Below are 15,508 nucleotides of genomic sequence, written 5' to 3' on the forward strand. Positions count from 1 at the left end.
GCGACCGCGCCGGTGCCCGTCGAGCGACACAACGGCCCCCGGCCGGCGGAAACGACGCGGGGCCCGGGAGTTCGGCGCGCGCCGCGGGGCAGGCCGGGCGGGACGCGTACCCGTCGGAGGTTCTTGATCGTCGGGGTCGGCCCGAGCGCGCCAGGAAGCAGGTGGAGCGCGCAGGGGCCTCGGAGCGATACGGTAGGAGGCGTGCACGACGAGCCGATCGACCCTTTCGCCGGTGATCCGGGCGACCCCTCCGCGGGGCTCGACCCCGAGGAGCCGACCGATCCGCTGTCCGAGGACGAGAAGCAGGACGTCCTCGATGACCTGGAGGACCTGGAGCTCTACCAGACCCTTCTGGAGCCGTCCGGCGTGAAGGGCCTCGTCGTGGACTGCGAGGACTGCCGCGAGCCGCACTACTTCAACTGGGAGCTCCTGCGCGCCAACCTGCGCCACCTGCTGGACGACGGCCGGCCCCGGGTGCACGAGCCCGCGTTCAACCCGGACCCTGAGCACTACGTGACCTGGGACTACGCGCGCGGCTACACCGACGGCGTGCAGGACACCCTCGCGGCCGAGGACACCCCCTAACCCCACCATTGGGGTACTGGGGACCCGCCCGCCCCTCCCCGCCCACTGCGCGCCCGCGCCCCGGTTTCGGCCGGCCGGCCCGTGGTGCTGACGACTTTCCGCAGGCCCAGCCCGTGGCGCTGTCGACCCGACGCGGAATCCCCGGCTGTCAGGCGTTCTGCCTGGGTGGCTTCGGGGGGTTCCTCGGCGGCCGGTCGCCCTTGTGCCCGCCGCGGTCCTTGTCGTCCCCGCCCTTGTCGCCGTCGTCCTTCTTGCCGCCCTCGGCGCCCGGACCGCCGCCCGGTTTGTCCCCGGAATCACCGGTGCCGCCGGTCGGCCGGGACTTGTCCCCAGGGTTATCCACAGGCTTGCTGGCCCTCGGCGTGGGCGCGAACCTCGGATCGGCCCGCCCCGGCACCCCCTCCACTCCCCCGGCGACCCCCCTGAGATCCTCCGTGCGCTGCCGCAGCCGGCGGCCCGCCTGGTCCGAGGTGACCTTGTCCAGCCAGCGTTCGGCCTCGGCCAGGTACTTCTGCGCGTCCTCCGGCCGGCCCGTCTCCAGCGCCTGGGTCGCCAGGTTCAGGGATTCCTCCGCGCGGGTCTCGGCGAGGGTGGAGGCGGCGCGGTCGGCGTACACCACCCGGGTCACCGGCCACAGCGGGCTGCCCGGCCGGGCGTTCCCGGCGGCGGCCACCCCGCTACCCCCGGCGGCCAGCACCACCACGGCGGCAGCGGCCAACACGAGCCTCCGCCGCGACCGCCCACCCCTGACAACCGCGACTCCCGGAGAACCACCGATCCCACCAGGCCCAGCGGGCTTGCCTGGACCAGCGGGCCGACCGGCACCTCCGGACCTGCCGAGGTCACCGGACTCGACGCTGCCCCCGGTCCGGGCACGGTCCCCGGACTCGACCGCAACCAGGTCCAGACGGGCCGCGCCGTCCCGCACGGAATCATCCAGGCGAATCGCGGCGTCGGGATCGAGCGAGCTGTTCGCGGTCAGGCCGAATGAGCCGCCCGCCCGGAGCGACGGGTCCTCGTCGGCCGTCACGTCCGCGCGCCACGCCGCCAACGCGTCCACCAGCGGATCCCCCGCCGGCACGGGCCCGCCCCGGCCGAGGGCGTCGAGCAGCGCGTCCGTGCGCGCGAACTCCTCGAACGGCGTCACGCTGACACCTCCTCGTCCGCGAACGTCCGCAGCCGGGCCAGCGCCCGGTGCTGGGCGACCCGGATCGCCCCGGCGGTCATGCCGAGTACGGTGCCGGCCTCCTCGGCGGAGAGGCCGACGGCCACCCGGAGCAGGATGATCTCGCGCTGCACGGGGGTCAGGCGTTCCAGCAGGCCGGCGAGCTGGCGGGACAGGTCGGCGGCCACGGCCTGGGCCTCGGGGTCGGCGCCCGGGTCGGGGCGTTCGGGGACCTGCTCGACGGGCGCGACGGTGAGGGCCCGCTGGGCCGCGCGGTGCGCGTCGGTCACCTTGTGCCCGGCGATCCCGAACACGAACGCGGCGAAGGGGCGGCCCAGGTCCTGATATCGCGGCAGGGCGGCCAGCACAGCGAGGCACACCTCCTGGGCGACGTCGTCGGCGGTCAGGTAGCCACCACCGACCCGTCCGAGGCGCGCCCGGCAGTAGCGCAGGATCAGTGGCCTCAGCTTGACCAGCAGGTCGGACAGGGCCTGCTGATCGCCTGCCGCCGCCCGGACCGCGAGCCCCGTGAGCTCATCCTCTTCGACCATCGTTGAAGACAGACCCTCCGTTACGGTGCCCGTGTATTCGCACCGTAACGGACGCGTGCAAAAAGAACGAGCACCCAGCTTTCGCCGGGTGCCCGTCCACTGTGCACGGTTTTGCTAGTGCGCGTGCCCGTGACCGCCGTGAGAGTGGCCGTGACCTGCGTCACTGTCGTTCTCGGGCTTCTCGACGATCAGCGTCTCGGTCGTCAGGAGCAGCGCCGCGATGCTGGCCGCGTTGGCGACCGCGCTGCGGGTGACCTTGACCGGGTCGACGATGCCGGCGGCGAGCAGGTCGACGTACTCACCCGTCGCGGCGTTGAGGCCCTGGCCCCACGGGAGCGCCCGGACCTTGCCGACGACGACGTACCCGTCGTGGCCGGCGTTCTGGGCGATCCAGCGCAGCGGCTCGTCGAGCGCCTTGCGGACGAGCCGCACGCCGACGCCCTCGTCACCGGTGAGGCCGAGGTCCTTGTCGAGCACCTCGGTCGCCTGGACGAGCGCCGCGCCGCCTCCGGGCACGATGCCCTCCTCGACAGCGGCCTTGGTCGCGGCGATCGCGTCCTCGATCCGGTGCTTCTTCTCCTTCATCTCGACCTCGGTCGCGGCGCCCACCTTGATGACCGCCACGCCGTCGCCGAGCTTCGCGAGCCGCTCCTGGAGCTTCTCGCGGTCCCAGTCGGAGTCCGAAGCCTCGATCTCAGACTTGATCTTGTTCGCCTGGATCTTCACCTGCTCGGCGTCGCCGCCGCCCTCCACGACCGTGGTGTTGTCCTTGGTCACCACGACCCGCCGGGCGGTGCCCAGCATGTCGAGGGTCACGTCGGACAGCTTGTGGCCGAGGTCGGCGGTGATGACCTGACCGCCGGTCAGGACCGCGATGTCCTCGAGCATCGCCTTGCGCCGGTCGCCGAAGCCCGGGGCCTTGACGGCCACGGACTTGAACGTCTTGCGCACGGCGTTGACGACGAGGGTCGACAGCGCCTGGCCGTCCACGTCCTCGGCGATGATCAGCAGCTGCTTGTTCGCGCCGATGATCTTCTCGAGCAGCGGGAGGATCTCCTCGAGCGCGGAGACCTTCTGGCCGGTGATGAGGATGTAGGGGTCCTCCAGCACCGCCTCGCCGGCCTCGGCGTCGGTCACGAAGTGCGGGGACACGAAGCCCTTGTCGAACTGCAGGCCCTCGGTGACCTCGAGCTCCGTGGTCAGGGTCGAGCCCTCCTCGACGGTGATGACACCGTCGCGGCCGACCCGGTCCATGGCCTCGGCGAGGAGCTGGCCGATCGTGGCGTCCTGCGCGGAGACCGTCGCGACGTTGGCGATGGCTTCCTTGGTCGACACCTCGACGGCGCGGTCGAGCAGCACGCCCGAGACGGCCTCGACGGCCGCGTCGATGCCCCGCTTGATGCCGCTCGGGTTCGCGCCGGCGGCCACGTTGCGCAGGCCCTCGTGCACCATGGCCTGGGCGAGCACGGTCGCGGTGGTGGTCCCGTCGCCGGCGACGTCGTTGGTCTTCGTCGCCACCTCCTTGGCCAACTGCGCGCCGAGGTTCTCGTACGGGTTGGTGAGCTCGATCTCCTTGGCGATGGTGACACCGTCGTTGGTGATGAGCGGAGCGCCGAACTTCTTGTCCAGCACGACGTTGCGGCCCTTGGGGCCGAGCGTCACGCGGACGGCGTTGGCGAGCTGGTCGACGCCGGACTCGAGGTGCTTGCGGGCGTCGTCGGAGAAGCTGAGGATCTTCGACATGTGTGAATCCCTTTCGAAAAAAGTGATGGGCCACCCCACGAGGGGTGACCCATCACTTCACGACTACTTCTCGACGACCGCGAGAACGTCGCGGGCGGACAGGATCAGGTACTCCTCGCCGGCGTACTTGACCTCGGTGCCGCCGTACTTCGAGTAGATCACCACGTCACCGACCTGGACATCCACCGGCACGCGAGCGCCGTTGTCGTCGAAGCGGCCGGGCCCGACGGCCAGGACGGTGCCCTCCTGGGGCTTCTCCTTGGCGGTGTCGGGGATCACGAGGCCAGATGCGGTCGTGGTCTCAGCCTCGTTCGCCTGGACCACGATGCGGTCCTCGAGAGGCTTGATCGCAACCTTGGTCGCGGTGCTCATGGACATACCCTCCTGGGGTACTTGGTGTGTATGCCAACTCCACCGACGGAACCGTCGTCGCGGGTCCGGGACCGCCGAGTGCTGGCACCCTCGGGTGGAGAGTGCTAACCGAAGGTTATGTCGTGGCTGGCACTCCGTCAACCAGAGTGCCAGCCGTAAGCTGTCGTGGTGAGTCTCACCGAGCTGCGGAGCCCCGCCGGAAATGCCCTCCTGGCCCTCGCCGCCGACCTGGTGGACGGGGACCAACTGCGCGCCGTCGAGGCGCTCCGGGCCACCGGGGCCGGCCCCGAACTCGCAGGTGAGGCGCTCACCCAGGCCACCCTGCGGGCTCGCGCGGTCGGCAAGTTCGGGCCGGACGCGGCGGAGATGTTCTTCACCCGGGCCGGGCTGGAGCAGGCCACCCGGCTGACCGTGGCCGACCGGCGCGCCGCCCGGCTGGCCGCCGCCGGGGTGCGCACGATCGCGGACCTGGGCTGCGGGATCGGCGCCGACGCGCGGGCGTTCGCGAGGGCCGGCATCACGGTGTACGCGGTGGAGGCCGACCCCGGCACCGCCGAGATCGCCGCCGCGAACACCGCCGGGCTGCCCGTGACCGTCGAGCACCGCGACGCCCAGTCGGTGGACCTGTCCGGTTTCGACGCGGTGTTCTGCGACCCGGCGCGCCGGGCGGGCAACCGGCGGGTGTTCGACCCCCGGTCGTACTCGCCGCCGTGGGACTTCATCGAGAGCCTCACGAAGCGGGCGGCCGTGATCAAGCTCGGGCCCGGGATCGACCACGCGCTGCTGCCGGCCGGGGCCGAGGCCGAGTGGGTCAGCGTCGGCGGGGAGGTGGTCGAGGCAGCGCTGTGGTGCGACCGGCTCGCGGAGGTGCCCCGCCGGGCCACGGTGCTGCCCGCCGACCACCGGGGCGGGGATGTGGCCCAGTTGACCGGGGGCGGGGACCGCGAGGCCGACGTCGGGCCGACCCGGGGGTACGTCTACGACCCCGACGGGGCGGTCATCCGGGCGCACCTGGTCGCCGAGCTGGCCGACACCCTCGGGGCGAACATCGCCGACCCGACGATCGCGTACCTCTACGCGGACGAGGTGCGCGCGACGCCCTTCGCCAGGGCGTACCGGATAGAGCTGGTGTTGCCCTTCGGGTTGAAGCGGTTGCGGGCCACCCTGCGCGAGCGTGGGGTCGGGCGGCTGACCATCAAGAAGCGCGGCTCGGCCCTGGAGCCGGAGGCGCTCCGCAAGCAGCTCAGGCTCGACGGCCCGAACGAGGCGACGGTGATCCTGACCCGGGTGGCCGGGGCCCCGGTGACGCTGGTGTGCCAGCCGGCCGACGTTTCGTGAACCGCTGCCAGGTCCGGCAGCCTGCGTCGTCCACGGCGCGTTCCCGCCAGGTCTCCTCGGCGGAGAACCGGTGACCCTCGCACTCGGCGAGCTCCTGCTCGGCGAAGTGCGTGACCGGCACGGCCAGCACGCCGACGAACAGCACGACGGCAGCAGCGCTCAGTACCAACCGCCGCATGGTCCCCTCCCGTGTCCCGCCGACCGGAGCCGAGCGCGCCGGCGGGACACAGCGTAGCGGGGAACTAGTCGTTCTTTCCGCCGTGCCAGGAACTCCACAGCGCCGCGTACGCGCCGTTGGCGGCCACCAGTTCCTCGTGGCTGCCCAGCTCGGAGATCAGCCCGTCCTCGACCACCGCGACCCGGTCCGCGTCGTGCGCGGTGTGCAGCCGGTGCGCGATGGCGATCACGGTCCGGCCCTCCAGGACCGCGGCCAGCGAACGTTCCAGGTGCCGGGCGGCCCTCGGGTCGAGCAGCGAGGTCGCCTCGTCCAGGACCAGGGTGTGCGGGTCGGCCAGGACCAGGCGGGCCAGGGCGATCTGCTGGGCCTCCGCCGGGGACAGGGTGTGCTCCCCGGAGCCGACCTTCGTCTCCAGGCCCTCGGGCAGGGCCTGCACCCAGTCCAGGGCGTCGACGGCGGCCAGCGCCGTGCGGATCTGGTCGTCGTCGGCGTCGGGGCGGGCCAGGGCCACGTTCTCCGACAGGGTGCCGAGGAACACGTGGTGCTCCTGGGTGACCAGGGCCACCTGGCCGCGCAGGTCGTCCAGCGGCAGTTCGATCAGGGGCACCGCGCCGACGTCGACCGAGCCGGTCCGGGGCCCGTGGATGCCGGCCAGCAGCCGGCCGAGGGTCGACTTGCCGGCCCCGGACGGCCCGACCATGGCCAGGCGTTCGCCGGGGCGGATCTCCAGGTCGATGCCGTGCAGGACATCGCGGGTGCCGTAGGAGTACCGCACGTCGCGGGCCTCGATGTCCGAGCCGATCGGGACCTTGCCGGTGGCCTCGCGGTCGGCCGGCACCTGGGCCACGCCGAGCAGCCGGGCCAGGGACACGCCGCCAACCTGGAGCCGGTCCAGCCAGCTGAGCAGCTCGTCCAGCGGGTTGATCAGCTGCTGGATGTACAGCACGCCGGCCACCGCCTGCGGCAGGGTCACCCAGTCGTTGGTGTAGAAGATGCCCGCCCCGAGCGCGGTGGCCGCGACGGGGAGCACGTAGCCGAACTCGACGATCGGGAACCAGATGCTGCGCAGCCAGAGGGTGTAGCGCTCCGCCGCCCAGGACTCCTTCAGCGCGTCGTCGAGCCGGTCGCGGCGCCGGTCGGCGAGGCGCAGGGCCTCCACGGTGCGCGCGCCGTCGACGGTCTCGGCCAGGTTGTCGTTGATCGAGGCGTACGCGGCGTTCTCGCGCAGGTAGCCGGGGGTGGCGCGCTTGAGGTACCAGCGGGTGCCGAAGTACAGCAGCGGCACGGTGACCAGCCACGGCAGGGCCATGATCGGGCTGACCAGGGCCAGCGCGCCGATCGTGAGCACCACGGTGACGATGGCGACGAGGGTGGCGGGGACCGCGTACCGCACGGCCTCGGACATCTCGTCCACGTCCCGGGAGCTGCGGGTCAGCAGGTCGCCCGAGCCGGCCTTCTCGACCGTGGACAGCGGCAGGGCCAGGGTCTGCTCGATGAAGTCCTCGCGCAGCTCGGCGAGCATCTTCTCGCCGAACTTGGCGCTGGCCAGCCGCGCGTACCGGATCAGGAGGGCCTGGACCACGAGGAACGCCGCGATGGCGATCGCGATCTTGTCCACGGTGACCCTGCTGCCGTGCTTGGACACCTCGCCCACGAGGTCGCCGAGCAGGCGCGGCGCGAACAGGCCGGACACCGCCGCGGCCGCGTAGAGCCCGACGGTGAGGAGCAGGTCGCCGGGGTGCCGGCGCATCAGGACCAGGGCGTAGCGCCGGACCTCGGGGCCGTCCGCGATCGGCAGGAGCTGTTTCACGCCTCACCTCTCGTCACAGTCGCCAGGTACCTGGGCTCGGTCTTCAACAGCTCGCGGTGCGCGCCCTCCGCGACCACCTTGCCGTCCTCGACGTAGAGGACCCGGTCGGCGCGGTCGAGCATCAGCGGGCTGGTCGTGCACACCACGGTCGTGCGGCCCTCGCGGGCGCCCCGGAGCCGCTCGGCGATCCGGGCCTCGGTGTGCGCGTCGACGGCGCTGGTCGGCTCGACCAGGAGCAGGACGTCCGGGTCGATGAGCAGGGCCCGGACCAGCCGGAGCCGCTGCTGCTGGCCGCCGGAGAAGGACCGGCCGCGCTGGGCGACGTGCTCGGCGAGCCCGTCGGGCAGGGCCTCGACGATGTCGGCGGCGCTCGCCACGTGCAGGGCGTCGTCGAGGGTCGCGGCGTCGGCCGCGCCGGTCGGGTCGAGTTCGGCGCGCAGTTCGCCGGCGAAGATCAGCGACTCGTTGTCGGCGACCAGGATGCGTTCGCGCACGGCCGCCAGGGGCGCGTCGCGGAGCGGAACCCCACCCCAGGTCGCGACACTTTCGGTGTACCGGCCGAGCCGGTCGACGATCGCCGCCGCGTCCTCCGGGGTGGCCGCCGCGATCGCGGTCAGCCGGCCGGGGCCGATGATCGTGCCCGACTCGGGGTCGTGCAGTTCCCCGCTGGTGGGCAGGACCGCGTCCCCGGTCGAGACGACCTCGGGTTCGAGGGTGAGGATGCGGACGACCCGCTTGGCCGCCACGTTCGCCTTGATCATCTTGTCGGCGACCTCGGTGAGGGTGCGCATCGGCGTGACCATGAAGGCCGCGTACCCGTAGAAGGAGACCAGCTGGCCCGGGGTCACGTCACCGGCCAGGGCCAGGCGGGCCCCCACCCAGGTGACCAGGACCAGGAACACGCCCGGGATCAGGAACTGGGCGGCCTCCAGCAGCGACTGGACCCGGCCCACCCGGACCCCGGAGTGCCGGACCCGCTGGGACTCGGCCCGGTAGCGCTCGTTGAACGCCTGCTCGCCGCCGACCCCGCGCAGCACCCGCAGGCCGGCGACGATGTCGTTGGCCCGGGAGGTCAGGCCGCCGTACAGCTCGCGCTGGGCGCTCTGCCGGCGGTGCAGCGGGCGGAACAGCGGCCCGATCAGGGAGAGCAGCAGCGGCACGCCGACGAGCACCAGCAGGCCGAGCTTGACCGAGGTGCTGAGCATGATCGCGGCGATCACGAAGATGGCGATCACCGCGCCGCTGCCCCGGCCGAGCACGTCGATCGCGCTGCCGATCCGGGACACGTCGGAGTTGCCGACCGCGACGACCTCGCCGGCCGCGAGCCGCTTCGGCAGGGTCGCGCCGAGGCGGGTGGCCTGCCGGCCGGTGACCTGGATCGTGCGGTAGGCGGCGGCCAGCCAGTTCGTCACGGCGAACCGGTGCCGGGCCAGGCCGGAGAACACGATCACGAGGCCGAGGGCCAGGATCATGCCGGTCCAGGTCAGGAGCCCGGAGAGGTCCTTGGCCCCGATCTTGTCGATGGACTTGCCCACGGTGTAGGGCAACAGGGACTGGGCGACCATCCAGACGATGCCGAAACTGACCAGGCCGGCGACCGCGGAACCCTGCATGCGGATCACCCACAGCAGGTAGCGGGTCGCCGAACGGACATCGGGCTCGCCGGGATCGGCTTCGGGAAGTTTTCGCATGGCGCCCCCGACGCTACGCGGATCGGCCCCGGAACGCCTCCGGTTTTCGGTGTGATGTGTAAGGGGCGAACTGCCCGCTAGACCGCTACGAGTTCCCGGGTGTCGTACGCCGCCCGGGCCGCTTCCACCGCGTCCGTGTTCTCCTCGGCCCACGTCCGGAGCTGGGCCGTGAGCACCAGGACACTGCGGCCGAGGTCCGCGAGCGAGTACTCCACCTTGGGTGGGGTGGTCGGATACACCCGGCGGTGCAGGAGGCCGTCGCGTTCGAGGGTGCGCAGGGTCTGGGTGAGCACCTTCTGGCTGATCCCGTCGAGCCGGCGGCGCAGCTCCCCGAAGCGCATCGGGCCGTCGGTGAGCGCGCAGATCGCGAGCAGCGCCCACTTGTCGGCGAGCATGTCGAGCACCTGGCGGGACGGGCACGCCTTGAGGAAGCTGTCGTGCCAGGTCGCGCCGCAGTCGGTTTCCATCAGGTACCTATAGCACAAAAAGCTGCCTACTTCCCAACGGATACCGACTCGCAGAGGATGGAGCCCGACGGAGAGGAGCACGAGATGCGTGCGATGCAGGCCCAGAAGTACGGCGACCCGATCACCCTGGTCGAGCTGCCCGTCCCCGCCCCGGCGGCCGGCGAGGTGCTGGTCCGGGTGGCGGCGGCCGGCGTGAACCCGGTCGACTGGAAGGCGCACGCCGGCCACGTCGCCAGCTGGTTCGACGACGGGCCCTACGTGTGGGGCTGGGACGTGTCCGGCACGGTCGAGGCGGTCGGCGAGGGGGTCACCGCGTTCGCGGCCGGCGACGAGGTCTACGGCATGCCCCGGTTCCCGGACCTGGTCGGCGGCTACGCGGAGTACGTCACGGCCCCGGTCGACGCCATCGCCGCCAAGCCGGCCGGACTCGACCACGTGGGAGCCGCCGCGCTGCCCCTGGCCGGTCTCACCGCGCTCCAGTCCCTCGACGTGGCCGGGGTCACCGCCGGGCAGCGGGTGCTCGTGCACGCGGCGGCCGGCGGGGTGGGGCACCTGGCGGTGCAGCTGGCGAAGGCGCGCGGCGCGTACGTCGTCGGCACCGCCCGGGCCGCCAACCACGGGTTCCTCCGCTCGATCGGGGTGGACGAGCCGGTGGACTACACCGTGCCGGGCTGGCTGGAGGCCCTCGAAAAGGTCGACGCGGTACTCGACGGCATGAACGACCCGGCCCTGGTGGCCGCCCTGAAGCCCGGGGGCGTCGTGGTGACCCTGCCCGCCGGTCTGAGCCCCGAGATGACCGAGGCGGCCGAACGGGCCGGCGTGCGGGCCACCGGGCACCTGGTGTTCCCCGACGGCCCCGGGCTGCGCGCGCTCACCGCGCTGGTCGACGCGGGGACCCTGCGGGTCGAGGTCGCCGAGACCCTGGCGCTGGAGGAGGTGGCCAAGGCGCACGAGCTGGTGGCCACCGGTCGGACCCGGGGCAAGGTGGTGCTTACCATCTGAAGGATGCAACCCGAACTCGTCACCCTCGAACCGCTCCTCCGCGCGCACGTGCCGGCGGTCCTGGCCATCGAGAAGGAGTTGTTCGGCCGCGAGGCGTGGAGCCGGTGGATGGTGCAGAGCGAGCTGGACGAGGGGCACCACTACCGGGCGGCCATGTCCGGCGGCGAGCTCGTCGGGTACGCGGGCCTGGCCATCGTCGACGACACCGAGGCCTGGGTGCAGAACATCGCGGTCCGGGCGGAGAGCCAGGGTCACGGGATCGGCCGGCTGCTGCTGGAGGACCTCCTCGCGGCGGCCGGCGACCGGGCCGTCGGGCTGGAGGTGGCCTCCGACAACCCGGCCCAGCGGCTCTACGCCCGGTACGGCTTCGAGATCGTCGGCGTCCGGAAACGCTACTACCAGCCGAGCGGCAAAGACGCTCTGGTCATGCTGAGGGGGCGGCCCTAGTGTCAACAGACGTGATGGTGCGCATGTGGGAGGTCAGGGCCGAGCCGGACGGGTTCGAGGAGCTGCTGGCCTGGATCTGTGAGTACGCCGTCCCCAACGTCGAGCACCATCCGTCCCATCTGGACAGTGAGGTGTTCAGCTCCACCGACGACCGGATCGTGTGGCTGTCGCGGTGGCGGGGGTTGCCCGCGCCGCTGCCGAGTCCGCCGGCCCGGTTGGTGGCGCGGCCGCCGCACTCGTGGGACTTCACACCCGTCGAGTTCTAGAGGGGTACCGCCGGGGCGCGGCGCCAGGCCCTGGCCGACCTCATGCCCGGGACGGCACCGAACTAGGCCCGGGGTGGCTTCGGGGCGCCCGGCGGCACCGCGTCCGGCCGGCGCAGGTACAGCGGGGTCAGCTTCTCGTCCGGGGCACCCGACCGGATCCGCTCCGCCGCCAGCTCCCCGAACGCGCGCACCGACGGGTACAGCGGCTCGTCGAGCACCGGGACGCCCAGCGGGTACAGGTGCGCGCCCGCGCCGACCGCCGCCTCGTAGTCCCCGGAGATGTCGGCCGGCTTCGCGACGGACGGGCCGGTGACGGGGACCCCGTCGGCGTACACCCCGTAGTAGAGCTCCTTGCGGCGCGCGTCGGTCGCCACCAGCAGCCGGCCGACGGTGCCGTGGCCCAACGCGTCGAGGGTGCCGACGGCGTAGGTCGGGATGCCCAGCGCGTGGCCGAGGGCGGTGGCCGTGACCAGGCCGACCCGCAGGCCCGTGAACGGCCCCGGACCGACCCCGGCGACGATCGCCCGCAGGTCCTTCGTCACGAAACCGGCCTCGGTCAGGGCCAGCCGGATCGACGGGGCGAGCAGCTCGCCGTGCGCCTTGCCGTTGACCGTGACCTTCTCCGCCAGCACCTCCACCGACTCGCCGACTTCCAGGACGCCGGCCGTCACCGCCGCCGTAGCCGTGTCAATCACCAAGGTCAGCACGGGTCAGCCTCTCCGTCCAGGAGTCGCCATGCGGCTCCAGCGTCACGATCCGGGTGTCGTCGTCCAGCCGGTCGAGCCGGATCTCCAGGTACTCCTCGACCATCCGCTCCACCAGCCCGTGGCCCCACTCCACGACCGTGACCGCCTCCTCGGCGGTGGCGTCGAGGTCCAGGTCGTCCACCTCGCCGATCGAGCCCAGCCGGTACGCGTCCACGTGCACCATCGGCAGCGGCCCCGGATGCACCCGGGCGATCACGAACGTCGGACTGGTCACCGCGCCGGACACCCCCAGCCCGGTACCGATGCCCTGGGCCAACGCCGTCTTGCCCGCGCCGAGCGGACCGGTCAGGACCAGCAGGTCACCGGGTCGGAGGTAGAGCGCGAGCCGGACGCCGAACGCGCGGGTGTCGTCCACGGTCGGAAACTTCACAGCGAGTCCCCCAACAGTCGGGCGGCCAGGGCCAGGTCGTCTCTGAGCGCGGCGAGGGGCTTGCCGTTCGGGCCGAACCGGATGGCGGCCGACGGGTGGTAGGTCGCGACCACGGCACGCCCGTCGACCTCGTGCACAACACCACGCACCCCCGCCAGGGTAGTCCTGGGTCCCAGGAACCATGTCGCCGCGGTCAGCCCCAGGGCGACGATCAGGCGGGGATTGAGAAGGTCCAGCTGGGCCGCCAGCCACGGCCTGCAGTTGTCCACCTCGGCGGCCCGGGGCGTGCGGTTGCCGGGCGGGCGGCACTTGATCGCGCTCAGCACCGCCGTCTCGTGCCGGGCCAGGCCCGCGTCCGCGAGCAGCTGGTCGAGGAGCTGGCCGGACAGCCCGACGAACGGCCGGCCCGCCGCGTCCTCCTGCGCGCCCGGGGCCTCGCCGACCACCGCGAGGCGGCGGGTGAACATGCCCGGGTCGCCGGGGACCACGGTGTTGCGGGACGCGACGAGATCCTTGCAGAGGACGCAGGTGCGGATCCGGGTCGTCAGGTCGTCCCAGTCACCGTTCACGCCGCGACACCCGGCTCAGCAGCTCGGTCAGGGCCTCGGTGACCGGGACCGGGTGCTCCAGCAGCGCCAGGTGCCCGCCGTCGGCGATCGCCACGAACTCGGCGTGCGGCAGCAGCCGGACGATCTCCTCACCGTGGCTGCGCGGCGTGAACAGGTCCTTGTCCCCGGCGATGACCAGCACCTCCCGGTCCGCGAACGCGACCAGCGCCTCGGCCCGGGAATGGCTCAACAGCGTCTTGAGGTACCCCGCGATGATCTCCACCGAGGTACGGGAGATCATCCGCTCCACGTAGGAGACCAGGGCGGGGCTCGGCTTGGGGCTGCCGAAGCCGTACTTGCGGGTCAGCAGCCAGAACAGGTCTGTCGAGGCCCGGCGCGCCCGGTCGATCGCGCCCGGGGTCAGCCGGCCCGCCGTGGAGATCACCGGCAGGATCGGCTTGCGGAGCAACCCCAGCAGCGCCGGCAGCCCGAACGTCACCTCGTCGAGCTTGCCGGAGGACGTGTTGATCAGGGCCACGCCGACGATCCGCTTGCGGATCAGGTCCGGCCACTGTTCGGCCAGCGCCATGATGGCCATCGCGCCCATCGAGTGGCCGACCAGCACGATCGGGCCCGTCGGGGTGGTCTCCTCGATGACGCGGCGCAGGGTCGCGGCCAGGGCGCCGAGGTCGTAGTCGCCGGCGGCGAGCCTGCCGGAGCGGCCGTGGCCGGGCTGGTCGAAGAACACCATCCGGTACTGACGCCAGAGGGCCTTGCGCTGGAAGTGGAAGGTGCCCATGTCGAGGCAGAAGCCGTGGACGAAGAGGAGAGTCGGCGCTGGCCGGTCCGGTTTGGCAGTGCCCGGCTTGGCCTTCTCGCGCTTGCAGATCTCCACGTAGATGTCGACGTCGTCCTCGGTGACGACCGTGCGCTGCTCGTCGAACGGCAGCCGGTCGAACGGTTCGCCCGCGCACGGGTCCTCGGCGACCCGGCGGGTGCGGCGGACCAGGACCCGTTCGGCGGCCACCCCGGCCGCGACCCCGGCCGCGGCGACGCCCAGGAGGGCGCCGATGACGCCGACCTTCTTCTTCCGGCTCACCGGTACACCCGGGGGATGCGGCGCTGGCTGCCGAAGCTGGTCAGCACCTCGTAGTTGATGGTGCCCAGGACCTCGGCCCAGTCGTCGGCGGTCGGCTCCCCGTCGTCGCCCGGCCCGAACAGGGTCGCGATGTCGCCCGCGTGCACGTCGTCGTCCCCGCAGTCCACGACGAACTGGTCCATGGCGACCCGGCCCGCGATCGACCGGCGCGCGCCCCCGAGCTGCACCGGGCCGACGCCGGACGCGGTGCGGGGCAGCCCGTCGAAGTACCCGATCGGCACCAGGGCCAGGGTCGACTCCCCGGCCGTCGCGTAGGTCAGGCCGTAGGAGACGCCGTGGCCGGCCGGCACCCGCTTGGTCAGGGCGACCCGGGCCCGCACGGTCATCGCCGGCCGGAGCCCGAAGTCGCGCCCCGGGATCGGGGTCAGCCCGTACATCGCGACGCCGAGCCGGACCACGTCGTAGTGCGCGTCGGGGCGGGTGAGGATCGCGGCCGAGTTGGCGATGTGCCGCTGGGTGGGGCGCAGGCCGGCGGTGGCGGCGACGTCGAGCGCCCACGCGTACCGCTCCAGCTGGAGGTTGTTCGCCGGGTGTTCCGGCTCGTCGGAGCACGCGAAGTGGCTCCACACGCCGACGACCTCGACCAGACCGGTGGCCTCGGCCTTCGCGGCGGCCTCGACGAGTTCCAGCCAGTCCCGGGGCTGCGCGCCGTTGCGGCCCAGCCCGGTGTCGACCTTGAGGTGCAGCCGCGCGTTCCGGCCGGCCGTCGCCGCGCCCGCGGTCACCTCGGCCAGCTCGGTCAGGGAGGCGGCGGACACCTCGATGTCGGCGGCCACGGCCTGCTCGCGGGGCTGACCGGGGGCCAGCAGCCAGGCCAGCACCGGGGCGGTGATCCCGGCGTCGCGCAGTTCGAGGGCCTCGGACAGGGTCGCGACGCCCAGCCGGGTCGCGCCCGCCGACAGGGCGGCGCGGGCGACCTGGACGGCCCCGTGCCCGTACCCGTCGGCCTTGACGACCGCCATGACCTCCGCCGACGTGCTCGAGCACACCCGCGCCACGTTGGCCCGGATCGCGCCCAACTCGATGCTCGCCTCGGCCTGCCACATGCC

General features: G+C 72.6%; 17 protein-coding genes. 5 read left to right on the forward strand and 12 right to left on the reverse strand.

Going from position 1 to position 15,508, the window contains the following annotated elements; genetic code table 11:
* Window positions 1-201 precede the first annotated feature (201 nt).
* Entirely contained in the window at window positions 202-585 is a 384-nt protein-coding gene (locus tag PT931_RS23525; RefSeq protein ID WP_197006725.1) for a DUF5319 domain-containing protein, read from the forward strand.
* Window positions 586-733: 148 nt separating this feature from the next.
* On the opposite strand, the gene PT931_RS23530 is transcribed toward PT931_RS23525, so the two are convergent.
* The 4 genes from PT931_RS23530 to groES form a co-directional block, all read right to left on the reverse strand.
* The gene (locus PT931_RS23530) at window positions 734-1,732 is read right to left on the reverse strand and encodes an anti-sigma-D factor RsdA (protein WP_456247911.1); all 999 of its coding nucleotides are present in this window, start codon (window positions 1,730-1,732) and stop codon (window positions 734-736) included.
* Entirely contained in the window at window positions 1,729-2,301 is a 573-nt protein-coding gene (gene shbA / locus PT931_RS23535) for an RNA polymerase sigma factor ShbA (protein ID WP_456247912.1), read from the reverse strand. The genes PT931_RS23530 and shbA overlap by 4 nt, the downstream gene beginning before the upstream one ends.
* 114 nt (window positions 2,302-2,415) lie before the next feature.
* Complete coding sequence (gene groL, locus PT931_RS23540) at window positions 2,416-4,044, reverse strand: chaperonin GroEL (protein ID WP_456247913.1); 1,629 nt, start codon at window positions 4,042-4,044, stop codon at window positions 2,416-2,418.
* Window positions 4,045-4,107: 63 nt separating this feature from the next.
* Window positions 4,108-4,422 (reverse strand): co-chaperone GroES, encoded by a 315-nt coding sequence (gene groES, locus PT931_RS23545; RefSeq protein WP_197006721.1) that lies wholly within the window; start codon window positions 4,420-4,422, stop codon window positions 4,108-4,110.
* Window positions 4,423-4,584: 162 nt separating this feature from the next.
* Between groES and PT931_RS23550 the strand changes: the two genes are divergently transcribed.
* Window positions 4,585-5,754: a class I SAM-dependent methyltransferase gene (locus PT931_RS23550; protein WP_456247914.1), complete on the forward strand. Its 1,170-nt coding sequence runs from the start codon at window positions 4,585-4,587 to the stop codon at window positions 5,752-5,754.
* Between the two features lie 242 nt (window positions 5,755-5,996).
* Here PT931_RS23550 and PT931_RS23555 read toward each other — a convergent pair whose 3' ends face one another.
* The 3 genes from PT931_RS23555 to PT931_RS23565 all read right to left on the reverse strand — a co-directional run bounded on the left by PT931_RS23555 (window position 5,997) and on the right by PT931_RS23565 (window position 9,900).
* Window positions 5,997-7,742 carry an ABC transporter ATP-binding protein gene (locus PT931_RS23555; RefSeq protein ID WP_456247915.1) on the reverse strand — a complete coding sequence of 582 codons (1,746 nt, stop codon included), beginning with the start codon at window positions 7,740-7,742 and terminating at the stop codon, window positions 5,997-5,999.
* Window positions 7,739-9,433 carry an ABC transporter transmembrane domain-containing protein gene (locus PT931_RS23560; protein ID WP_456247916.1) on the reverse strand — a complete coding sequence of 565 codons (1,695 nt, stop codon included), beginning with the start codon at window positions 9,431-9,433 and terminating at the stop codon, window positions 7,739-7,741. The genes PT931_RS23555 and PT931_RS23560 overlap by 4 nt, the downstream gene beginning before the upstream one ends.
* Before the next feature lie 77 nt (window positions 9,434-9,510).
* On the reverse strand, window positions 9,511-9,900 hold the full coding sequence (locus tag PT931_RS23565) for a winged helix-turn-helix transcriptional regulator (protein ID WP_456247917.1): 390 nt from the start codon (window positions 9,898-9,900) through the stop codon (window positions 9,511-9,513).
* Window positions 9,901-9,984: 84 nt separating this feature from the next.
* Between PT931_RS23565 and PT931_RS23570 the strand changes: the two genes are divergently transcribed.
* The 3 genes from PT931_RS23570 to PT931_RS23580 are packed head-to-tail and all read left to right on the forward strand — an operon-like array spanning window position 9,985 to window position 11,615.
* Complete coding sequence (locus PT931_RS23570) at window positions 9,985-10,902, forward strand: NADP-dependent oxidoreductase (protein WP_456247918.1); 918 nt, start codon at window positions 9,985-9,987, stop codon at window positions 10,900-10,902.
* A 3-nt stretch (window positions 10,903-10,905) separates the two neighbouring features.
* Window positions 10,906-11,349, forward strand: coding sequence for a ribosomal protein S18-alanine N-acetyltransferase (gene rimI / locus PT931_RS23575; protein WP_456247919.1), 444 nt, complete (start codon window positions 10,906-10,908; stop codon window positions 11,347-11,349).
* A gap of 11 nt (window positions 11,350-11,360) precedes the next feature.
* Entirely contained in the window at window positions 11,361-11,615 is a 255-nt protein-coding gene (locus tag PT931_RS23580) for a hypothetical protein (protein ID WP_363729400.1), read from the forward strand.
* A 62-nt stretch (window positions 11,616-11,677) separates the two neighbouring features.
* Here PT931_RS23580 and tsaB read toward each other — a convergent pair whose 3' ends face one another.
* Genes tsaB through alr form a run of 5 tightly spaced genes read right to left on the reverse strand, consistent with a single transcriptional unit; the run spans window position 11,678 to window position 15,505 of the window.
* The gene (gene tsaB / locus PT931_RS23585) at window positions 11,678-12,310 is read right to left on the reverse strand and encodes a tRNA (adenosine(37)-N6)-threonylcarbamoyltransferase complex dimerization subunit type 1 TsaB (protein WP_456247920.1); all 633 of its coding nucleotides are present in this window, start codon (window positions 12,308-12,310) and stop codon (window positions 11,678-11,680) included.
* On the reverse strand, window positions 12,303-12,752 hold the full coding sequence (tsaE, locus tag PT931_RS23590; protein WP_456247921.1) for a tRNA (adenosine(37)-N6)-threonylcarbamoyltransferase complex ATPase subunit type 1 TsaE: 450 nt from the start codon (window positions 12,750-12,752) through the stop codon (window positions 12,303-12,305). Before tsaE ends, tsaB begins: the two co-directional genes overlap by 8 nt.
* Window positions 12,749-13,321 (reverse strand): uracil-DNA glycosylase, encoded by a 573-nt coding sequence (locus PT931_RS23595; RefSeq protein WP_456247922.1) that lies wholly within the window; start codon window positions 13,319-13,321, stop codon window positions 12,749-12,751. The genes tsaE and PT931_RS23595 overlap by 4 nt, the downstream gene beginning before the upstream one ends.
* Window positions 13,311-14,399, reverse strand: coding sequence for an alpha/beta fold hydrolase (locus PT931_RS23600; RefSeq protein WP_456247923.1), 1,089 nt, complete (start codon window positions 14,397-14,399; stop codon window positions 13,311-13,313). Before PT931_RS23600 ends, PT931_RS23595 begins: the two co-directional genes overlap by 11 nt.
* Window positions 14,396-15,505 carry an alanine racemase gene (alr, locus tag PT931_RS23605; protein ID WP_456247924.1) on the reverse strand — a complete coding sequence of 370 codons (1,110 nt, stop codon included), beginning with the start codon at window positions 15,503-15,505 and terminating at the stop codon, window positions 14,396-14,398. The genes PT931_RS23600 and alr overlap by 4 nt, the downstream gene beginning before the upstream one ends.
* Window positions 15,506-15,508 lie beyond the last annotated feature (3 nt).

It is taken from the genome of Longispora urticae (genome assembly GCF_053902585.1).